This window comes from Arthrobacter sp. Soil782, assembly GCF_001428435.1.
GTDB lineage: Bacteria > Actinomycetota > Actinomycetes > Actinomycetales > Micrococcaceae > Arthrobacter_D > Arthrobacter_D parietis.
Genome location: NZ_LMSO01000009.1, coordinates 64,676 through 84,965, shown reverse-complemented (window position 1 = coordinate 84,965; position 20,290 = coordinate 64,676). Strand labels below are relative to the sequence as shown.

Annotated in this window: 18 protein-coding genes; 14 read left to right on the top strand and 4 right to left on the bottom strand. The window is 64.1% G+C overall.

Going from position 1 to position 20,290, the window contains the following annotated elements; genetic code table 11:
- Nucleotides 1-5 precede the first annotated feature (5 nt).
- A complete protein-coding gene (locus ASH00_RS11135) occupies nt 6-1,805 on the top strand; it encodes a proline--tRNA ligase (RefSeq protein WP_056548506.1) in 1,800 nt (599 codons plus the stop codon).
- A 9-nt stretch (nt 1,806-1,814) separates the two neighbouring features.
- Nucleotides 1,815-2,609: a sulfite exporter TauE/SafE family protein gene (locus ASH00_RS11130; RefSeq protein WP_056548504.1), complete on the top strand. Its 795-nt coding sequence runs from the start codon at nt 1,815-1,817 to the stop codon at nt 2,607-2,609.
- 6 nt (nt 2,610-2,615) lie between these two features.
- Here the strand turns inward: ASH00_RS11130 and ASH00_RS11125 are convergent, their stop codons facing one another.
- Nucleotides 2,616-3,620, bottom strand: coding sequence for an aminoglycoside phosphotransferase family protein (locus ASH00_RS11125; protein WP_082566067.1), 1,005 nt, complete (start codon nt 3,618-3,620; stop codon nt 2,616-2,618).
- Nucleotides 3,621-3,629: 9 nt separating this feature from the next.
- Complete coding sequence (locus ASH00_RS11120; protein ID WP_056548502.1) at nt 3,630-4,712, bottom strand: DUF4439 domain-containing protein; 1,083 nt, start codon at nt 4,710-4,712, stop codon at nt 3,630-3,632.
- A 104-nt stretch (nt 4,713-4,816) separates the two neighbouring features.
- Here ASH00_RS11120 and rimP point away from each other — a divergent pair, with 104 nt between their 5' ends.
- The 5 genes from rimP to rbfA all read left to right on the top strand — a co-directional run bounded on the left by rimP (nt 4,817) and on the right by rbfA (nt 10,454).
- Nucleotides 4,817-5,434 (top strand): ribosome maturation factor RimP, encoded by a 618-nt coding sequence (gene rimP, locus ASH00_RS11115; protein ID WP_056548499.1) that lies wholly within the window; start codon nt 4,817-4,819, stop codon nt 5,432-5,434.
- Between the two features lie 30 nt (nt 5,435-5,464).
- Nucleotides 5,465-6,436, top strand: a complete 972-nt coding sequence (gene nusA, locus ASH00_RS11110) for a transcription termination factor NusA (protein WP_056548497.1) — start codon at nt 5,465-5,467, stop codon at nt 6,434-6,436.
- Between the two features lie 74 nt (nt 6,437-6,510).
- Entirely contained in the window at nt 6,511-6,789 is a 279-nt protein-coding gene (locus tag ASH00_RS16445) for a YlxR family protein (RefSeq protein WP_082566066.1), read from the top strand.
- Between the two features lie 205 nt (nt 6,790-6,994).
- Nucleotides 6,995-9,889, top strand: a complete 2,895-nt coding sequence (infB, locus tag ASH00_RS11105; protein WP_056548495.1) for a translation initiation factor IF-2 — start codon at nt 6,995-6,997, stop codon at nt 9,887-9,889.
- Nucleotides 9,890-10,007: 118 nt separating this feature from the next.
- Complete coding sequence (rbfA, locus tag ASH00_RS11100) at nt 10,008-10,454, top strand: 30S ribosome-binding factor RbfA (protein ID WP_056548493.1); 447 nt, start codon at nt 10,008-10,010, stop codon at nt 10,452-10,454.
- 19 nt (nt 10,455-10,473) lie between these two features.
- Here the strand turns inward: rbfA and ASH00_RS11095 are convergent, their stop codons facing one another.
- Nucleotides 10,474-11,610, bottom strand: a complete 1,137-nt coding sequence (locus ASH00_RS11095) for a pyridoxal phosphate-dependent aminotransferase (RefSeq protein WP_056548490.1) — start codon at nt 11,608-11,610, stop codon at nt 10,474-10,476.
- Between the two features lie 54 nt (nt 11,611-11,664).
- Here ASH00_RS11095 and truB point away from each other — a divergent pair, with 54 nt between their 5' ends.
- The 4 genes from truB to ASH00_RS11075 all read left to right on the top strand — a co-directional run bounded on the left by truB (nt 11,665) and on the right by ASH00_RS11075 (nt 14,104).
- Entirely contained in the window at nt 11,665-12,606 is a 942-nt protein-coding gene (gene truB / locus ASH00_RS11090) for a tRNA pseudouridine(55) synthase TruB (RefSeq protein WP_082566065.1), read from the top strand.
- On the top strand, nt 12,606-12,980 hold the full coding sequence (locus tag ASH00_RS11085) for a hypothetical protein (protein WP_056548486.1): 375 nt from the start codon (nt 12,606-12,608) through the stop codon (nt 12,978-12,980). Before truB ends, ASH00_RS11085 begins: the two co-directional genes overlap by 1 nt.
- The gene (locus tag ASH00_RS11080; RefSeq protein ID WP_056548484.1) at nt 12,956-13,405 is read left to right on the top strand and encodes a hypothetical protein; all 450 of its coding nucleotides are present in this window, start codon (nt 12,956-12,958) and stop codon (nt 13,403-13,405) included. The genes ASH00_RS11085 and ASH00_RS11080 overlap by 25 nt, the downstream gene beginning before the upstream one ends.
- A gap of 87 nt (nt 13,406-13,492) precedes the next feature.
- Nucleotides 13,493-14,104, top strand: a complete 612-nt coding sequence (locus ASH00_RS11075; RefSeq protein ID WP_056548483.1) for a DUF4345 domain-containing protein — start codon at nt 13,493-13,495, stop codon at nt 14,102-14,104.
- Between the two features lie 21 nt (nt 14,105-14,125).
- Here the strand turns inward: ASH00_RS11075 and ASH00_RS11070 are convergent, their stop codons facing one another.
- Entirely contained in the window at nt 14,126-16,009 is a 1,884-nt protein-coding gene (locus ASH00_RS11070) for a hypothetical protein (protein ID WP_157359092.1), read from the bottom strand.
- 256 nt (nt 16,010-16,265) lie between these two features.
- On the opposite strand from ASH00_RS11070, the gene ASH00_RS11065 reads away from it, so the two are divergent.
- From ASH00_RS11065 to ASH00_RS11055, 3 genes are all read left to right on the top strand, one after another.
- The gene (locus tag ASH00_RS11065; protein WP_056548476.1) at nt 16,266-17,258 is read left to right on the top strand and encodes a bifunctional riboflavin kinase/FAD synthetase; all 993 of its coding nucleotides are present in this window, start codon (nt 16,266-16,268) and stop codon (nt 17,256-17,258) included.
- Between the two features lie 115 nt (nt 17,259-17,373).
- Nucleotides 17,374-17,643: a 30S ribosomal protein S15 gene (gene rpsO / locus ASH00_RS11060; RefSeq protein WP_056548475.1), complete on the top strand. Its 270-nt coding sequence runs from the start codon at nt 17,374-17,376 to the stop codon at nt 17,641-17,643.
- A 298-nt stretch (nt 17,644-17,941) separates the two neighbouring features.
- Complete coding sequence (locus ASH00_RS11055) at nt 17,942-20,215, top strand: polyribonucleotide nucleotidyltransferase (protein WP_056549205.1); 2,274 nt, start codon at nt 17,942-17,944, stop codon at nt 20,213-20,215.
- The last annotated feature ends 75 nt before the right edge of the window (nt 20,216-20,290 follow it).

Here is a 20,290-nt window from a genome sequence, read left to right as displayed (position 1 = left end):
CAAGCGTGGTCCTTCGACTCTCCACTCTTTTCCTGCGCACGCTGCGCGAAGATCCCGCCGAAGCTGAGGTGGCAAGTCATCGGCTGCTCCTGCGCGCAGGCTACATCCGCCGCGCCGCTCCCGGAATCTACAGTTGGCTTCCGCTGGGCCTGAAGGTGCTCGCCAGGGTGGAGTCCATCATTCGCGAGGAGATGGACGCGATTGGTGCGCAGGAGGTTCACTTTCCTGCGCTCCTGCCGAAGGAGCCTTACGAGGCAACCAACCGCTGGACCGAGTACGGCGAAGGGATCTTCCGCCTGAAGGACCGCAAGGACGCGGACTACCTTTTGGCGCCTACGCATGAGGAAATGTTCACCCTGCTGGTGAAGGACCTGTACAACTCCTACAAGGACCTCCCGCTCAGCCTCTACCAGATCCAGACGAAATACCGTGATGAAGCCCGGCCGCGGGCAGGGCTCCTGCGCGGCCGTGAATTCATCATGAAAGACTCCTACTCGTTCGACATCGACGACGCCGGTCTGGAACGCAGCTATGAGCTGCATCGGGAAGCGTACCTGCGCATTTTCTCCCGGCTGGGACTCGATGTCATCCCGGTCGCCGCCACAGCCGGCGCCATGGGCGGCTCCCGGAGTGAGGAGTTCCTGCACCCTTCCGACATCGGCGAGGACACTTTTGTAGTGTCCGACGGCGGTTACGCGGCGAACGTCGAGGCCGTCACCACAGTGGTGCCCTCCGAGCTGGATTACGCGGACGCGCAGCCGGCGGAGGTTCGGGATACCCCGGACACTCCGACGATCGAAACGCTGGTTGATCACGCCAACGCCGCGCTGCCTCGGCAGGATCGTCCCTGGTCGGCCGCAGACACGCTGAAGAACGTGGTGCTGGCCGTGGTCCTGCCTACCGGTGGGCGCCAGCTGGTGGTGATTGGTGTTCCCGGTGACCGCAGCGTAGACCTCAAGCGGATCGAAGCCAACATCGGTCTCCACCTGTCCGTCAGCGGAGAGGTAACTGTGGAGGCTGCAACTGATGAGGACCTCAAGAAACACCCGGGCCTCGTCAAGGGCTACATAGGGCCCGGCCTGAGCCTTGACGCGGCAGTACTTGGGTCGAAGGGCTCCACCGGCCTGACGTTCCTGGTTGACCCGCGCATCGTGTCCGGGACCATCTGGGTGACCGGCGCCAACGTCCGCGGGAAGCACGTCTTCGGGCTCGTTGCCGGCCGGGACTTCACCTGGGACGGGGTGATCGAATCCGTCGAAGTGCGTGTTGGTGATGAAGCTCCTGACGGCTCCGGTCCGCTCCGTACCCAGCGCGGCATCGAAATGGGCCACATCTTCCAGCTCGGGCGAAAGTATGCCGAGGCACTGCACCTCAAGGTTTTGGACCAGAACGGCAAGCTGACCACGGTCACCATGGGTTCCTACGGCGTCGGAGTCACACGAGCGGTGGCCGCACTGGTGGAATCCAACCGTGACGACAAGGGCATCATCTGGCCGCGGAACGTGGCACCGGCTGACGTTCATCTAGTAGCAACAGGCAAGGGTGACGAGGTATTTGCCGCGGCAGAGCAGCTTGCCGGGGAGCTTGAGACCAGGGGACTGAGTGTCATGTTCGATGACCGCCCGAAGGTCTCGCCCGGGGTGAAGTTCGGCGATGCCGAGCTGATCGGTATTCCGACCATCGTCGTCGTGGGACGCGGGCTGGCCGAAGGCCACATCGAGGTCAAGGACCGCCGTTCGGGCACAAGCGAGAACGTCGCTGTTGCTGACGTCGTCGATCATCTGTATGCGCTGATCAGCGCCTGAGGCGCATCGATGATGTCCGGGCTGGAGGAGATCCAGCTCTCTACGATCGTGCTTGTCGTGGTAGCCGGCTTTGCCGCGGGGTGGGTCGACGCCGTCGTTGGCGGGGGCGGCCTGCTCCAGCTTCCCGCGCTGCTGATGGTTCCCGGCATCACGCCGGTTCAGGCGCTGGCCACGAACAAGATGGGCTCCATCTTCGGGACCACAACAAGTGCCATCACCTACTTTCGTCGTGCGAGACCGGATCTCCGGACGGCGGTACCGATGGCACTGGTTGCGCTCGTGGGCAGTTTCGGCGGCGCGATGCTGGCGGCGTTCCTTCCGGCTTCGGTGTTCAAGCCGATCATCATCGTCGCCCTCGTCGCCGTCGCGATCTTCACCGCGTTCCGGCCTACCGTCGGTACCCTGACCAAACTCCGGTATACGGGCCACCGGCACTACGGGACGGCCGGGGCGATCGGTCTGGTCATCGGTTTCTACGACGGCCTGATTGGGCCCGGCACGGGTTCATTCCTGATCATCGCGATGGTCACGCTGCTCGGGTACAGTTTCCTCGGTGCCAGCGCCAAGGCGAAGATCGTGAACATGGCAACCAATTTCGGCGCCCTGGTTTTCTTCCTGCCCAACGGATCTCTGCTGTGGGGGCTGGGACTGATCCTTGGCGGCGCCAACATGGTGGGCGGCTATCTGGGATCCCGGATGGCCATCACCCGCGGCAGCACCTTCATCCGGGTGGTGTTCCTGGCCGTGGTCGGTGCGCTCATCGTAAAGCTCAGTTACGACATCTGGGTGGAGAATATCCGCTGACGCCGTTCAGGGCGCGGTCAGCCGGGCAGCCGGCGGCAGGTTCTCCAGCGGCCTGCGCAGCAGGTTGCTCGCCACCCAGAGTGAGCGGTCCGCGTCGTCCGATCTGCCTTCCCTCAGGTAGTCCAGTGCGTTATCAACCTCCCGGACCACCGACCAGTCGCGGGCCAGCATCGGATCCAGATCCGCAGCGAGTGCCAGATCCGTGCAGCGATCACGCAGATGGCTGGCAGGGTCAACCGCAGAGAGCTCACTGATCCGGTTCCAGAGCATCGGCGCCACCGCGAACTCCGCATCGCCCAGGAGCGGTTTCGGATCTATCGCCAGGAACTGCCGGGGATCTCCAAGGACCGGCAGGATGTTCAGGTAGTGCAGGTCGGAGTGAACCAGCACATCCTGGTTCCGGCGTCGGCCAACTGCGCCGTGCAGCTGGCACACCTCAAGCGCGTACTCCAGCAGCCAGCGGTCAAAGGGGCGCCCGAGGGCCTCCCATTCAAGCGGCAGCGTATCTGTCCACTGTTCTGCCTGGTCGGCAACAGAGGGAAGGGAGAACCAGCGGGGATCGGAACCGGCCGCACCAGCCGGAGGAATCGAGAGCCGGCGCATGATCGATCCCCAGATATCAGTGGTCTCAGCCAGCGGCAACTCAGACAGGGATGAGTCCCCGTCCAGCCGCTCAAGCAGCAGGACGAAATCATCCGGCGCACTGTCCAGGAGTCCGACGGCGCCGCGTCCCTCCCACAGTGCTAGCGCATCCGGCTCCGGAACTGCCTCCGCATGCGGGACGGTGATCTTGAGGACGGCTGGCCGGCCGCCGGCGCGGACAACCGGAAGCACGACGGCGCAGTGGCCGCTCCATGGCTCAGCTCCCGGTTCCAGCTCAAGAACCAGATCCCATGTCTCGAGGTAGCGGTTTGCGATGTCAGCCCAGGCTTCCACCCACGCCCTGCCACCCGGCAGGTTCAGCACCTTGCGCACAAGGGTGCGCGGGAGCTCGATATTGCGTGCGTCCACCCGCTAAGACTAGCTGCCCGGCCCGGACAGCTGCGGGTACTGGTCCGGGTTGATGCCGGGGAACGCCTCGGGTTCTCCGCCGGCGGGCACGCTGTCCGCAGATTCGACGGAATACTGCGCGGTACCGACCAGCTGCCGTAATGCCCAGTCACGCACCGGTCCGGGGCCGCTCATGCCCACCAGATCCGCGTAGGTACCGACCAGCGACTCCTCCAGGTCCCGCAAGGCGGGTCCAGGATCAGCCAGGAACACTTGGTCCAGCGCATAGGCTGCTGCCGGCAGGGGCTCAGCGACGCAGTGCCGGGTCAAAACGGCCGAACCCACGGCCGCCGCGGCTTCGTGCTGCGCCATCCGTTGCAGAAGCTGTGCGGGGTCGCCGGAACGGGCCGCAACCACTTCATAGGCGTAGGCTGCGCGCTGTTCGGCGAGCACGGCTGTCCGGACACCAGCCAGGCCGCTAACAGCCGTGAGCGTTGTCTCCGGGGGGCAGGTGGGGGCGTCGTCGGCGTATTTTATCTCCGGAACAGGAATCGCAGGCGGCTCCTCGCCCAGGCTCGCTGCAAGCGTGCGGCTCCCGAGCCACTGGGCAGTCGCAGCCGATGCCAGCACCCGTGCCGGCCCGGCGTCAACCACCGCTGCTGCTTCAAAGGCACCGGTGTAGGAGTTCCTGAGGCCGCTCAGAAGGTCTGTCGGCGTCGGAGTATCCGGCGATGCGGACGGCGATGCAGGTGCGGATGATGGTGCCGCCGGGAAAGCGGAAGGGGTGGGCTCGGGGGAGCTGGCTCCAGGGCGCAGGGCGATCGCGTGCAACCGGAGCATCCCAGCCAGCGCCGCGTAATCAGGTCCGGCCGGAGGAGCGGCATCTTCGAGAAAGGCGGCGGCTTCCGCGAGGGTCTGCGCCGCTTGCGTTCCCTCGCTGAGGGCCAGTTCGGAGGCGCTCGGCTCAGGCTCCGGGGACCCTCTGCCGATGACGAGCCCGATCGAAGCGACGAGGAGGAGGATCAACAGCAGGATCACCGTGCGGACAACACGCCACACTGCTGCCTTGAAGCCGCTGCCGGTGGAGGCGGAAGGGGCCTTCGAGTGCGTCACAACCGATCATCATGCCATGCGGATGACCGTTCCGTGTGCCATTCACTGACCTGTCATAAAGTCGTTAGGGTAGTAGCTACAAGATCATCGAGCGGGAGGCGGCAATGGCGGGTAAATCCGGCAGGCAGAACACTGCTGCGAGGCAAGACACTTCGGTACCCCGCCGGAATCCGGCCCCTGCGCACCTCGATGCGGCGGCTGAGGCCGAACGGCTGCGGGAGTTCCTGCGCCCCACAGTGGAACAGCACAAGCTTCTCCTCGAAGACGTGGAAGTCCGCATCGTCGGCAGTCACCGTACGCTCCATGTGGTGGTGGACCTGCCGGATGACGGCCTCGACGGTGTGAGTCTTGACACTGTCTCCGAGGTGTCCCAGAGCGTCTCCAGTGCGCTCGATAATGATCCGGGGGATGATGGACGTCCCTACAATCTGGAAGTTTCCTCACCCGGGGTTTCCAGGCCGTTGACCCAGCCACGTCACTGGCGAAGGAATATCGGCAGGCTGGTTGATGTGAAGCTCGTTGACGGCGAGGTGTTGGAAGGCCGCTTGATTGATGTTGATGAGACGTCGGTGTCGCTGAAACCGCTGATGGCGGTCAAGAAGGGCACCAAACCGAAGTTCGGGGAAGATCGGGCAATTCCCTACGACAAAATCCGCAAGGGGATCGTCCAGGTTGAATTCGCCCACGCTGATGCCGAGGAATCCGGCGGAGACAATGACTGATTACCACCGCTGGTTGCTGAGGAGGCCCCAATGGATATAGATATGAGCGCTCTGCGGCTACTTGAACGGGAACGCGAAATCCCCCTTGAACTGCTGATCCCCACGATCGAGCAGGCACTCCTTGTTGCCTACCACAAGACCACCGGTGCGCAGGAGATCGCCCGGGCGGAGCTGGATCGGCGGACGGGCCACGTCACCATCTGGGCTACCGAGATCGACGACGACGGCGTGGCAGTGGGGGAGTTCGACGACACACCGACCGGTTTCGGCCGGATCGCGGCGAGTACAGCTCGTCAGATCATTCTGCAGCGGCTGCGCGACGCGGAGGATGACAACATCCTCGGCGAGTTCCGCGGCAAGGAAGGCGAGCTCGTGGCCGGCCTTATCCAGCAGGGCAACAACCCCCACATGATCCAGGTAAACCTGGGCTCAGTTGAGGCATTGCTTCCGCCGCCCGAGCAGGTACCCGGTGAAAAATACTTGCACGGTACCCGCCTGCGCGCTTTCGTCATTGACGTCCACCGCGGGATGAAGGGTCCGTCCATCACACTCTCGCGGTCGCACCCCGGCCTCGTCCGCAAGCTGTTCGAGCTCGAGGTACCGGAGATCGCCGACAAGAGCGTGGAAATCGTCGCGTTGGCAAGGGAAGCCGGCCACCGCACCAAGATCGCTGTGAAGGCACACGTTCCCGGAGTGAACGCCAAGGGCGCCTGTATCGGAGAGATGGGATCACGCGTCCGAGCCGTGATGAACGAGCTCAACGACGAAAAGATCGACATTGTTGACTACAGCGACGATCCAGCCACCTTCATTGCCAGCTCACTCTCGCCGTCGCGGGTTTCATCGGTGACCATCACTGATGAAAAAACCCGCAGCGCCCGGGTGGTTGTGCCGGACTACCAGCTGTCACTCGCCATCGGCAAGGAAGGCCAGAACGCGCGGCTCGCCGCGAAGCTGACCGGATGGCGGATCGACATCGCCTCGGACGCCGCCGGCGCGTGAGGCACCGGAGCTCGCCTCAATAAACCCGCCGATGCGTCATATCGAGATGCTTGGCGCTAGAATGGATAGGGCTTATGTCGTTACGTCATCAACCGGTACGAACCTGTATCGGTTGCCGAAGTCGTGATGACCAAGCCAATCTGGTTCGATGGTCAGCGGTCAACCGCAGCGGCGTCACTGTCGCCGAGGTGGATCACCGCCGTCAGCTAGCGGGCAGGGGTGCCTGGTTGCATCCCCGACCGTCCTGTGTGGAGCTTGCGCTCAAACGCAAAGCGTTCAACCGCGCCTTTCGTGGCGTCGTTGATTCGCAGAGTGTTGAGCAGTGGCTGCACACACTCCGGGGCACCTCCTGATGGAGGTTCCCCGCACGTACACCGTCCTCCCTGAAAGCGGGTCAGAAAACTGATGGAAACCCGATGAGTACCCAGCGATGAGTGCCCAACGATGAACAATCTGTTGAGCTCTGCAATCAGCGCGTCAGCTGCTCCGGCGGCTGGGGTCTGCAGTAGGAATTAGACGGTTCGCTCCTGACTCGGTGCGGACCGAGACAGGAGAAATGTGGCCAAGGTCCGCGTACACGAGCTCGCCAAAGAGCTCGGAATTACTTCGAAGGATGCAGTAGCAAAGCTGCAGGAACTGGGCGAATTCGTTCGGTCGGCATCCTCAACCATTGAAGCGCCCGTCGTGAAGAAACTTCGCGGCGCTTTCCCGGACGCCCCGGCGGCAGCCAAGGCACCGGCGTCGGCACCGGCACGTGGGTCGCAGCCCACCCCCAAGGCGGCAACGCCAGGTCCTGCTCCGGCAGCCCCGGCACCTGCCCCGGAAAAGCCGGCAGCGCCGGCTCCCGCTGCTCCGCAGGAGCAGGCTCCGGCAGCGCCCGCATTCAAGGCGCCGGAGACTCCGGCAGCAGAGACGAAGACCCCTCAAGGCGCGGGCACGGATGCTGCTCCCAGCAGCGACTCCGGCACCGACAGCAAACCGGGGCCAAAGCCTGCAGCCGCACGGCCAACCTCTGCCCGTCCGGGAGCAGCCCGCCCAGGCAGCGACCGCTCCGGTGGTCCGCGCCCCGGCAACAACCCCTTCGCGACATCGCAGGGTATGCCGCGGTCCGGCCGCGGGGAAGGCGACCGCGCCGGTGGTCCGCGTCCGGGCAACAACCCGTTCGCGCCATCCCAGGGCATGCCCCGTCCGGGAGGACGCCGCGACGATGAGCGCAGCCCCCGTCCTGCCGCTGGTGCAGGCGGCCCCCGTCCTGCCGCTGGTGCAGGTGGTCCGCGCCCCGGAGCGCCGCGTCCGGGTGCGCCTCGCCCCGGCGCCCCGCGCCCCGGTGGTGCCGGTGGAGCCCGACCGACTCCGGGCATGATGCCCAACCGGACCGAGCGGCCGGCTGCGCCCGGTCGTGGTGGAGCTGCCGGTGCAGGCGCTGGACCTCGGCGCGGCCCCGGGGGAGCCCCCGGTGCAGGTGGTGGAGCGCCCGCCGGCGGCGGTTTCGGCAAGGGCGGCCGCGGTCGCGGCGGCACTGCCGGTGCTTTCGGTAAGGGTGGAGCCGGCCGCGGCAAGCAGCGCAAGTCGAAGCGGGCAAAGCGGCAAGAGCTTGAGCAGATGTCAGCTCCATCGTTGGGCGGCGTCAGCGTTCCCCGCGGCGACGGCAACACTGTTGTCCGGCTGCGTCGCGGATCGTCGATCACCGACTTCGCCGAGAAGATTGATGCGAACGCCGCAGCACTGGTTACCGTTCTGTTCCACCTCGGTGAGATGGCCACAGCAACCCAGTCCCTGGACGAAGCGACCTTCGAGGTACTGGGTGGCGAGCTCGGCTACAAGATCCAGGTTGTGTCGCCGGAAGACGAGGAGCGCGAGCTGCTCGACAACTTCGACATCAACCTGGATGCTGAACTTGCGGCCGAGGGTGACGAGCAGCTCGAAGCACGTCCTCCGGTCGTGACCGTCATGGGCCACGTCGACCACGGTAAAACCCGTCTGCTGGATGCGATCCGCAAGTCGAACGTCGTGGCCGGCGAACACGGTGGCATCACCCAGCACATCGGTGCGTACCAGATCGACCATGAGCACGAGGGCGACAACCGTCCCATCACCTTCATTGACACCCCGGGGCACGAAGCATTCACCGCCATGCGTGCCCGTGGCGCGAAGGTTACCGACATCGCCGTGCTTGTTGTGGCAGCGGACGACGGCGTCATGCCGCAGACCGTCGAGGCGCTGAACCACGCCCAGGCGGCTGGCGTGCCGATTGTGGTGGCAGTGAACAAGATCGACAAGGAGGGCGCCAACCCGGACAAGGTCAAGGGCCAGCTCACCGAGTACGGTCTGGTTCCCGAGGAGTACGGCGGCGACACCATGTTCGTACACGTTTCGGCGCTGCGCGGCGAGGGAATCGACGAACTGCTCGAAGCTGTATTGCTGACCGCTGATGCTGCACTCGACATGCGTGCCAACCCGAACAAGGACGCCCGCGGTATCGCGATCGAGGCAAACCTTGACAAGGGCCGCGGCGCGGTTGCCACCGTGCTGGTCCAGTCGGGAACGCTGGTCGTCGGCGACACCATCGTTGCGGGCATCGCCCACGGCCGTGTCCGCGCAATGTTCAACGAGAATGGCGACAACGTCACCGAGGCGGGCCCGTCCCGTCCGGTCCAGGTACTGGGTCTGTCCACGGTTCCCCGTGCAGGCGATACGTTCCTCGTCACCCCGGACGAGCGCACGGGCCGCCAGATCGCCGAGAAGCGCGAGGCAGCAGACCGCAACGCGGCCCTGGCCAAGCGCCGCAAGCGTGTCAGCCTCGAAGACTTCGACCAGGCCGTCGCCGAGGGCAAGGTTGATACCCTCAACCTCATCCTCAAGGGTGACGTCTCCGGTGCGGTGGAAGCGCTCGAGGACTCGCTGCTCAAGATCGACGTCGGCGAGGGAGTCGCACTGCGCGTCATCCACCGCGGCGTTGGTGCGATCACGCAGAACGACGTCAATCTGGCAACGGTGGACAACGCGATCATCATCGGCTTCAACGTCAAGCCGGCCGAACGTGTGGCTGACCTCGCTGAGCGCGAAGGCGTGGACCTGCGCTTCTACTCGGTCATCTATGGAGCCATCGATGACATTGAGCTTGCACTCAAGGGCATGCTCAAGCCGGAGTACGAGGAAGCGCAGCTCGGTACCGCGGAAATCCGCGAGGTCTTCCGGTCTTCCAAGTTCGGCAACATCGCGGGTTCGATTGTCCGTTCCGGTGTTATCCGCAGGAACTCGAAGGCACGTCTGATCCGTGACGGAGTGGTGGTTGGCGACAACCTCAGCGTTGACACGCTTCGCCGCTTCAAGGACGACGCCACCGAGGTCCGCACGGACTTCGAGTGTGGTATCGGCCTCGGATCGTTCAATGACATCAGGGAAGGCGACACCATCGAAACCTACGAGATGCGTGAGAAGCCTCGGGTCTAGGCCCGTAACGGGTGGGTTCGCTGCTCGCAGCGGGCCCACCTGCGCCCATACCGGTGATCGACGTGGGAGCGTTCGATCGTCGCTGCAGCTCCCCTGGGGGAGGAAGTAAGGAGAAGTCATGGCAGACGCCGCACGCGCTGCACGGCTGGCACAGCGCATCAAGGTTATCGTTGCGGAGGCCCTTCGCCGCCGGGTGAAGGACCCTCGGCTGGAAGCGGTCACCGTTACTGACGCCCGTGTCACCAACGATCTGCAGCATGCCACCATCTACTACACAGTGTTCGGTGAGTCCGAAGAGCAGGCAGCAGTGCATAAGGCACTCGAGTCGGCCAAGGGCGTGCTCCGTTCTGAGGTGGGTCGGAACATCACCGCACGACTGACACCCACCTTGGAGTTCGTGCCGGACGAGATCCCGGTCAACGCAAGCCATCTGGAGGAACTGCTCCGGACCGCCAAGGAACGGGACGCCGAGGTGGCCGAACTCGCGAGGAAGGCCGCCTTCGCCGGCGACGCCGATCCTTACCGCAAGCCAAGCGAGGACGACGAACAGGAAGACTCCCGCTAGTCTCCGCCCGCCGAGCGATTCAGCGTTTGGGAAGCCTGCTCACTCCGGTGAGCAGGCTTTCCCTGTCTGTGCACAGCGCAATCCGGATCCAACCCTCGCCCTGGGAGCCGAAGGCCGTTCCGGGCGCGACGGCGACCCCCTGCTCCGCGAGGAACGTGCGGACCCAGCTCCGTACATCTCCGCCGGTGGCGTGGGACATGTCAGCCCATAGGTAGAAGGCCCCCTGCGCTTCGAGGTACTCGATGTTGAGCGAAGACAGCACTGCCGCCGCTGCATCCCTGTTTGAACGGTAGTGGTGCGCCGCTGTTTCCACGTAGTCGGTGGGACCCGTGAGCGCAGCAATCGCCGCGTACTGCTGGGCTGCACCGACACAGGACACAATCGACTCCATCACGGCGTTGAATTCGGCACCGAGTCCCTCCGGCAGTACAAGCGCACCGATGCGCAGACCTGTCAGCCCGAACGTCTTTGAGAGGGTGAGCGAGGTCAGCACCCGCGTGGCATCAAATCGTGCAGGGCTCACGTGGGGAACGCCGTAGGTGAACGCCTCGTAACATTCATCCGACAGAATCCAGAGGTCGTGACGTTGCGCGAAGCGCACCAGATCGCGCGTAAGTTCCTTGCTGAAGACGGCTCCCAGCGGGTTGGACGGCGAGTTCAGCACGAGGAGGCGGGTACGCGAACCTACAAGCTCCTCGAGGTCGCTGATGTGAGGTTGGAATCCGTTTTCAGGACGGAGCGGGTAGCTGATGGGACGGGCGTGTACCAATTGCGCGGTCATGGCGAAGGTCGGGTATCCCGGATTGGGAATCAACACCTCGTCGCCGGCGTCGAGCAGCATGCTCATGGCAAGGTGCAGTCCCTGCTGCGCGCCTGCCGTCACATAGACCCGGTGTTGGGTCACGTCCATGCGGTTTCGGCGGCCGAACCACTCCGCAAAGCTCCGCCGCAAAGGAGCGATACCTTCGTTCGGGGTGTAGTTGGTGTCATCGCGATCCAACGCCGCAATCCCCGCGTCCAGGATGTGGCGCGGAACCGGAAACGCCGGTTCGCCGATGCTGAGGACAATTGCATTCGGCGTAGCCCAGGCAGCCTGGGTGATCTCCCGGATCTGATTCGAGGGGAGTTGCTCGATGTGCTTTGCAATGGACGGCATAGGGGCATCGTAGTGGTGAGGGTCGGCTCGCTACTGACACCTATACTGGAAGGCGTGAATTCGGGGCAGGTCCACTCAGGACTAGTAATAGTGGACAAGCCGCAGGGCTGGACCAGCCATGACGTTGTGGGCAGGATGCGGCGGCTTGCCGGCACCCGCAAAGTGGGACACGCAGGCACCCTCGACCCGATGGCCACCGGAGTGCTCGTAGTCGGGATCAACCGGGCTACCCGCCTTCTGACCTATATTGTCGGCACCTCAAAGACCTACACCGCCACCATCCGTCTGGGACAGTCGACTGTCACTGACGACGCCGAGGGAGAAGTGACAGCTGAAACTTCCGCCGGGGCGGTTCCTGCCTCAGCGATTCGCGCCGCGGTCGAGGAGCTGACCGGTTCCATCAGCCAGGTTCCCAGCAGCGTGAGCGCCATCAAGGTCAACGGCGAACGCGCCTATAACCGCGTACGGTCGGGCGAAGAGGTTGTCTTGCCGCCGCGCCCAGTCACCGTGCACAGCTTCGACATTGCCGATATCCGCCGCGAGAACGACGGAGCGGTCCAGGACCTCGATGTGACGGTCAGCTGCAGTTCCGGAACCTACATCCGTGCCCTGGCGAGGGACTTGGGCGCAGCCCTTGGCGTGGGAGGCCACCTGACAGTGCTGCGCCGCATGGAGGTGGGCCCTTATACGCTGGCCCAGGCATCCACGCTGGAGGAACTCGCGCAGGACTTCCGGCTTCTCGGCATTGACGAAGCTGCCCGTGCGCTGTTTCCTGTGCGCGAGTTGAGTTCCACCGAGGCGCTGGACCTGTCCCACGGACGGCGTATCAGCGCGAGCGCCGGTGGTGACTGTGGCGGTTCGCCTAGGAATGATGCCGGCGACCAGCGGCCCGTTGCTGCCTTTGCCCCTGATGGTGCGCTGATCGCGCTCCTCGAGAATCGGGGGAGTGAGGCGAAGCCGACGCTGGTCTTCGCGCCGGGACAGGCCGGCAGCTGATGGTCGTCGACGGATTTTTCATCGCCGGTACTGTGGTGTGCCTGGTCTCGACCTTGATCTGCGTTGGTGCTGCCGTGATCAGGCAACCTCCCAACGATGTGACCATCCTTACTGTGGCGGCTGTGGAACTGTTCCTTCTCGTCTACGCGGTGGCGGGGATTGTTCGGCAGGTAGGCGGGGAGACTGTCACCGGTGAGCTGTGGGAGTTCTGGGGTTACCTGCTCACTGCGCTGCTGGTTCCAGTGGGTGCGTTCTGGTGGGCGATCCTTGAACGTTCACGCTGGAGCAATCTGGTCCTCGGCGCAGTGGGCCTCACCATCTTTGTGATGTTGTATCGGATGGAACAGATATGGGACGGGGCGGTGCCGGCGTGAACCTGCACAGTAAGTCGGCCGAATCTGCAGGGACGTTGAGCCGCGGGCCCGGTAGGCTGCTCATCGCCGTGTACGGCGTTTTCGCCCTGGCGGCCACAGCGCGCGCGGCCTTCCAGATCGCTACCAAATTCTCCGAGGCTCCGCTCGCCTACACGTTGACGGCGTTTGCGGCCCTCGTCTATGTCTTTGCGACCGTATCCCTGAGTCGCTCGGGACGGCGCTGGTACCGGCTGTCCGTCGCTGCCGTGGGAATCGAGCTGGTGGGGGTGCTCACCATCGGTACACTCAGCGTCGTCGACCCTGTCCTCTTTCCAGCGGACACTGTGTGGTCGGTTTACGGCAGGGGCTACGGATTTGTTCCCTTGATCCTGCCGGTGCTGGGCCTTTGGTGGTTGTATCGCCACCGCCGCACGGTACCTACCTGAGGCCTGCCGGGCACAGGGTCGTCCGGGGTGAGAAGATGAATTGTGCAGGCCTTGCCCGGCCGAACCGTCGACCACAGAGGGAACACCATGAACAGCAACACCCCTGACAACCCGCAGCCGGAGCGTCGCAGTTCTTCCGCGGATACGGGAAAGGGCCCAGCGGGCTCACACGGCTCGGACCAGACCTCCGCTTCGGGCCGCCCCGCTGCAAAACAACCCGCGACAGGTGGCACCACGGCGAAGACCTCGAAGAAGGACTCAACGAAATCCGACAAAACCGGGAGTGACTGGAGCGTCTTCCGGACGGTGGTAGTGCTCGTCGGACTCGTTATTGCCGGCTTCGGGGGCTACTACCTGGTTACCGGCACCGCCGGGCTACCGGAAACCGGGGACGGTCCGGTGAACCCGACACTCGAGAACCAGTTCCGGTTCTTCGCCGCAATGATGATCGGCGTGGGCGCCGCTTTCGTGACCATCGCGATCAAATTCCAGTGGGCGAACATGCTGTGGCTGGTTTGCCTCATGGTATTCATCGGCGGAATCGGGCGGGTTCTTTCCTGGGCCTTCTCGGGGACTCCGCACTTTCTGTTGATCATTCTCATGGTTGTCGAGCTGGCATTCCCCGCAGCGCTGCTGGTTTGGCACCGCTACATCGCCAAGACCAGCGAACTGCGCAGGGAGTACGCAGCCCGCCCTTAGCATCGGACGCTGCGACTGACCCTACGCGGATTCTCGTCCCCGGCGCAGGCAGGCAAGGCCCGCTCCGAGCAGTACCAGCGCCACTCCGGCGGTGACCTCGGCGCGAACTCCCGTCTGAGCCAGCTCGGGGCGGTGCGGCGGAGCAGCCTGCGCAGCGGGGCCATCGTCAGCGGCCGGAGTCCCAGGGGTTTCCTTCGTATCAGGGGCAGGGGATTGCGTAGGGGCCGGCGCTTGAACGCACACCGTTTCAGGCGGCTCCCCAAACGCGGAGGTGAATGGATCTGTGTGCTCGTCTCCGGGGTATGTTGCCACGACGGTATAGCAGCCGGGCTGCGTGAAGGCGGCGAACGGTTCACTGGATTGGCTCCCGTTTACCGCGGGCACAGTAACGTGGGAGTGCAGCGGTGCATCCGCGGGAATCTCGGTGATGGGCGAGGGCAATTCTGCGAGCGGGCCGTACATCGTCAACGTGATCGTGCTGCCTGACTCCCGTGCAGATGGGCCGAACCCCTCTCCAACCACAGCATCGGTGACCTGGTCGCCCACGAGCGCATCGCCCGCCGACAGCTGCGTGCGAATGTTTGGCATCCAGGGCACAAAGGTTGTCTCAGCCGCTATTCCAAACTGTCCCTCCCAACCGAGGACATAGGGCGCCGCCTCCGCCGGGAGCACGCTTTCGGGGGAAATCGACTCTGTCCAGACGTACCACCCGGGTGAGGGAACGACGAGGTCAGCGGTGCTGTACGTGCCTGGCCCCGCCACCTGCGTGGTGACCTCGCCAACGCGGGGCGTTCCCTCCGGTACGGCTTCCTGCAGGACGGGTTCGGCGTCGAGTGGTCCCCACAGTGTGGAGACCACCTCCACGGATACCGGCGAGTCGCTGCCGGGCACCGACAGCCACGGAGCGGGTTCAGCCGAACTGCCCCCCGCGGGAGGAGCGCTGCTAACGGTGAGCACATCATGGATGGATGCGCCTGCGTGTGTTCGCGCAGCCGAGGTCCTCGTTGCTACGGCAGGCTGGAAGGCGGGGAGGTCTGCTACCGCTGCCGCAGCGTCGCGCGATTCCACCACTGAGGCGAACAGCAGCCGCTGTACTTCGCTGCTGGAAGGGGCCAGCCACTGGACTCCCGCCGCGGGCGTCCGCGGGACGGTCACCGTAATGGATCCACTGCCCAATCCCGTCCTCTGAAGCATGAGGCGGTGTGCCTCTTCTCCGGTCGTCCAGGTCGATGCGGCGGTTTCCGCAAGGACGAACGGTCCGGTCAGCTTCGCAGTCGCGCCCAGCCCGGCGGCCGGTTGCCCGGCGGCCCCGAGTACCTCGATCATCGCGGAAACGGTTCCTGAGTCCGTAGCGTCAAGATCGATATGGACTGCGTAAGGACCAGCTTCGTTGAACGCAGTGCTGGTCATGGAACGGGCTTGTTTCACAACGTCAGCGGGCAGTTGTTCGGCCCTGAGGATGTCGCTCATGCCGGGAGAGTCCCAGGACATTCCGGGCGAGGTAAGCGCCCAGACAGCCAACTGAACAGAGGCCGCCGTGGCATCATCGGCCGTAGCGCCCCACCGGTGCAGCAGGTAGGACAGCGCCGCATTCTCCGCCGTACTGAGCGCACTGCCGTCGCTGCGCACAAAGCCACCTGATTTGCCGTCACCGTAGCCGCCGGAGTTTTCCGGGGACAGCCGTTCGAAGTCGGTGCAGTAGGCCACCTGGCCGTCGGCATCCTTGTATTGGCCTACGAAATGCTCGGCCGCGTGTATGCCGGCAGCCCGGGACCAGTCTGATCCGGCCGGAGCGGCCTGCGACGGCGGGACCTGCGGAACCAGGAGGAGCACCGCGATGAGTAGCACGAGACCACCCGCCGGCAGCAAGCGCAAACGCAGGAAAAGAGATGAGAAAAGTTGCACGGATGTCCTCCAGATCGCAGGTTTCAGGGCGGCGCCGAAGCCGGCAGAGCAGCGCACAGGAACCAACACTGGTCCTTCCAAACAACACTGAACGGGACTGAGCCGGCTATGTGCGCAAGTGGCCTGATCGAACCGCGATGTGGAGGAACAGTGACAGTTCCTCTGGCGCGACGTCGAGACCGCCCGCAACCATCGGCCATAATGAGAGGAACGACGAAGGGCTCCTGCTGCCCGTCCAACCGCTAAAGGGAGATGCGTGTTCTACTGGAGAGACCTGGCCGACGTGCCGGAAGGTTTCGGTCCCGCAGTCATCACCATCGGAAACTTCGACGGCGTGCACCGAGGCCACCAGAGCGTGCTGGGGCAGCTTGTTGCCGCCGCCCGGGAACGCGACGCAGCCGCCGTCGTCATCTCCTTTGAGCCGCATCCCGCGCAGGTGCACCGCCCGGAAAGTGCTCCGGAACTCATCATGGGCCTGCAGGACAGGGTCGAAACCCTTGCCGACACCGGCATCGACGGACTGCTGATGATGCACTACACCCTCGAGCTTGCCGCACTCACCCCGGAGGAGTTCGTTCAATCCGTCCTGGTAGACGGACTGCGGGCGAAAGCGGTCGTCATTGGTCATGACGTGCGGTTCGGACGCGGCAATTCCGGTGACCTCTCCACCATGCGGACACTCGGCGGGCAACTGGGTTTTGACGTGATTGTCATCGATGACTACGGCTCCAGCCTACAGAGCACGACGGCGGCAGCCGGGGAACGACGCTGTTCCTCGACCTGGGTGCGTGAGGCTTTGGTCGACGGCGATGTCACCACTGCCGCCCGCATCCTGGGCCGGCCGCACCGCATGCGCGGCGTTGTAGTTCACGGCGCGGCGCGCGGGCGGGCGCTTGGGTTTCCTACGGCAAACCTGTCGCCGGACTCAACCGGTTTCATCCCCGCAGATGGAATTTACGCCGGCTGGCTCATTGACAGCAGCCAGGTCCGCTGGCCCGCCGCGATCTCCGTCGGGTCCAACCCGACGTTCGAGGGAGTCAGCAGACAGGTCGAGGCTCACGTCATCGACAGACCCCAGGAGGAAGTTGACGTCTTCGACCTGTACGGGCAGACCGTCATCGTGGAATTTGTCCGAAGACTTCGCGGAATGGTTGCCTACCGCGGGCCGGAAGCGCTGATCGAACAGATGCGGCTGGACGTCAACCAGACCCGCACTGTGCTTTCGACAGAACAGCGCACGTACGGGTAAAGTTGACTGCGGTCCTGCTGCAGTCCGTGGTTGCTGGGCCACCGCCGGAGCTCCGCTCGCTTGCGAGGGGAACCGGCATCTACTTTGTTCACGGTACAACTCATAGGAGTTATTTGTGGCACTTGACGCCGCTCTGAAGCAGGAAATCATCAAGCAGTACGCAACTTCCGAGGGTGACACCGGTTCGCCCGAGGTGCAAATTGCAATGCTTTCCCGCCGCATTCTCGACCTGACCGAACACCTCAAGATGCACAAGCATGACCACCACACCCGTCGTGGCCTGCTGCTGCTGGTGGGTCGCCGTCGTCGTCTGCTGGATTACCTGCGCGACACCGACATCACGCGCTACCGTACGCTCATCGAGCGCCTCGGCCTGCGCCGTTAGTTAGACTGTGAGGCGGCGCCTTCCTTCGGGAAGGGGCCGCCTTCAATCTTTATGGGTTCCTCTCGGTGCCCCTGAAGGCTGCATTCGCAGCGCGGATGCAAAGAAGTACGAAGTTCATAACCAGGAGCCAGGCGGACACGCAGGCATTCGCGGTCCTCGGTAGTGGTCTCCGGGAAACCATCGTGTGATGGATTTCCCGTGGACCTCGATCGAAGACCGGGTGCCACAACCCGTCCTAACGGCGTTGATCAGCAAAACGCCGCCTGCCTCCGCCACCAAAGAAACGGAGGTGACTCTCTTGGAGGGTCCCGAAATCCAGTTCGCCGAAGCCGTCATTGACAACGGGCGGTTCGGCCAGCGCACTGTTCGCTTCGAAACCGGGCGCGTCGCCCAGCAGGCCGCAGGCGCTGCCATGGTTTACATCGACGAGGACACCGCGCTCCTCTCCGCCACTACCGCCGGAAAATCTCCGCGTGAAGGCTTTGATTTCTTCCCGCTGACCGTGGACGTCGAGGAGCGTATGTACGCGGCCGGCCGCATCCCGGGCTCGTTCTTCCGCCGTGAAGGCCGCCCGTCCACCGAAGCCATCCTCGCCTGCCGCCTGATGGACCGTCCGCTGCGTCCCGCTTTCGTCAAGGGTCTGCGCAACGAGGTCCAGATCGTCGTTACGGTGCTGGCCATCAACCCGGACGTACGCTATGACGTTGTCGCGATCAACGCTGCGTCAATGTCCACGCAGCTTTCGGGTCTGCCGTTCTCCGGGCCGATCGGCGGCGTACGCGTTGCGCTCGTGTCCGATGGCTCCGGCGAAGACCAGTGGATCGCCTTCCCGAAGCACTCCGAGCTCCAGAACTCCGTCTTCGACATGGTCGTAGCCGGACGCGTCGTCGGTGACGACGTTGCCATCATGATGGTCGAGGCCGAAGCTACCGACAACTCCTGGTCGCTCATCAAGGACGACGGCGCTACCGCACCTACCGAGGAAGTTGTCGCTGACGGCCTCGAGGCTGCAAAGCCCTTCATCCGCGCACTGTGCGAAGCTCAGGCTGACCTCGCGGGCCGGGCGGCAAAGCCGACCGTTGAATTCCCCGTGTTCAAGGATTACCAGGACGACGTCTTCGCTGCCGTTGAGGGTGCTGCCGGTTCACGCCTGGCGGAGATCTTCACGATTGCTGACAAGCAGGAGCGCGAAGAGACCGCCAACGCCTACCGCACGGAAACCATCGAATCCCTCTCCGGTCAGTTCGAAGGCCGCGAGAAGGAAATCGCAGGTGCCTTCAACTCGGTCACCAAGAACGTTGTCCGCCAGCGGATTCTCCGCGACCAGGTCCGCATTGACGGCCGCGGCCTGAGTGACATCCGCAAGCTCACCGCCGAGGTCGAGGTCCTTCCCCGCGTGCACGGCTCGGCTATCTTCGAGCGTGGCGAGACCCAGATCATGGGTGTCACTACGCTGAACATGCTGAAGATGGAACAGCAGATCGACTCACTGTCCCCGGTTACGCGCAAGCGCTACATGCACAACTACAACTTCCCGCCGTACTCCACCGGTGAGACCGGCCGCGTCGGTTCCCCGAAGCGCCGCGAGATCGGCCACGGCGCCCTTGCCGAGCGTGCGCTCGTTCCAGTGCTTCCGAGCCGGGAGGAGTTCCCGTACGCCATCCGCCAGGTCTCGGAGGCCCTCAGCTCCAACGGCTCCACCTCGATGGGTTCTGTCTGCGCTTCGACGCTGTCCCTGCTCAATGCCGGTGTGCCGCTGAAGGCTCCGGTTGCCGGCATCGCCATGGGTCTTGTATCCGATGAGGTTGACGGACAGACCCGCTACGCTGCGCTGACCGACATCCTGGGTGCGGAAGACGCCTTCGGAGATATGGACTTCAAGGTTGCAGGTACCTCGGAATTCGTCACTGCCATCCAGCTGGACACCAAGCTTGACGGGATTCCCGCATCGGTGCTCGCTGCAGCGCTGAAGCAGGCCCGGGAAGCGCGCCTGCACATCCTCGGTGTGCTTGAGGCAGCAATCGACACCCCGGATGAACTGTCGGAATTCGCGCCGCGCATCATTTCGGTGAAGATCCCTGTGGACAAGATCGGCGAGGTCATCGGTCCCAAGGGCAAGATGATCAACCAGATCCAGGAAGATACCGGTGCGGACATCTCGATCGAAGATGACGGCACGGTCCTGATCGGGGCCACGGACGGTTCCTCCGCCGAGGCGGCACGGGCAGCTGTGAACGCCATCGCCAACCCGCAGGTCCCCGAAATCGGCGAGCGCTACGTGGGCACGGTTGTCAAGACCACCACCTTCGGTGCGTTTGTCTCGCTCACGCCGGGCAAGGACGGCCTGCTCCACATCTCGGAGCTGCGTAAGCTCGCCGGCGGCAAGCGGGTGGATAACGTCGATGACGTCGTCTCCGTGGGCCAGAAGGTCCAGGTCGAGATCACCAAGATCGATGACCGCGGCAAGCTCTCCCTCTCGCCTGTAGTTGCAGAGGAAGCCGGCGAAGCGGATTCGGACAATGCTCCGAATTCAAACGCACAGGATTCCGCTGAGGGCGACGACAACAACTAGGCGCCAACAACCAGCTGTTGGGCTCACGCTCAAAGTACAAACCGGCGGCTCCGCGGCGAAACTTATGTTCGCCGC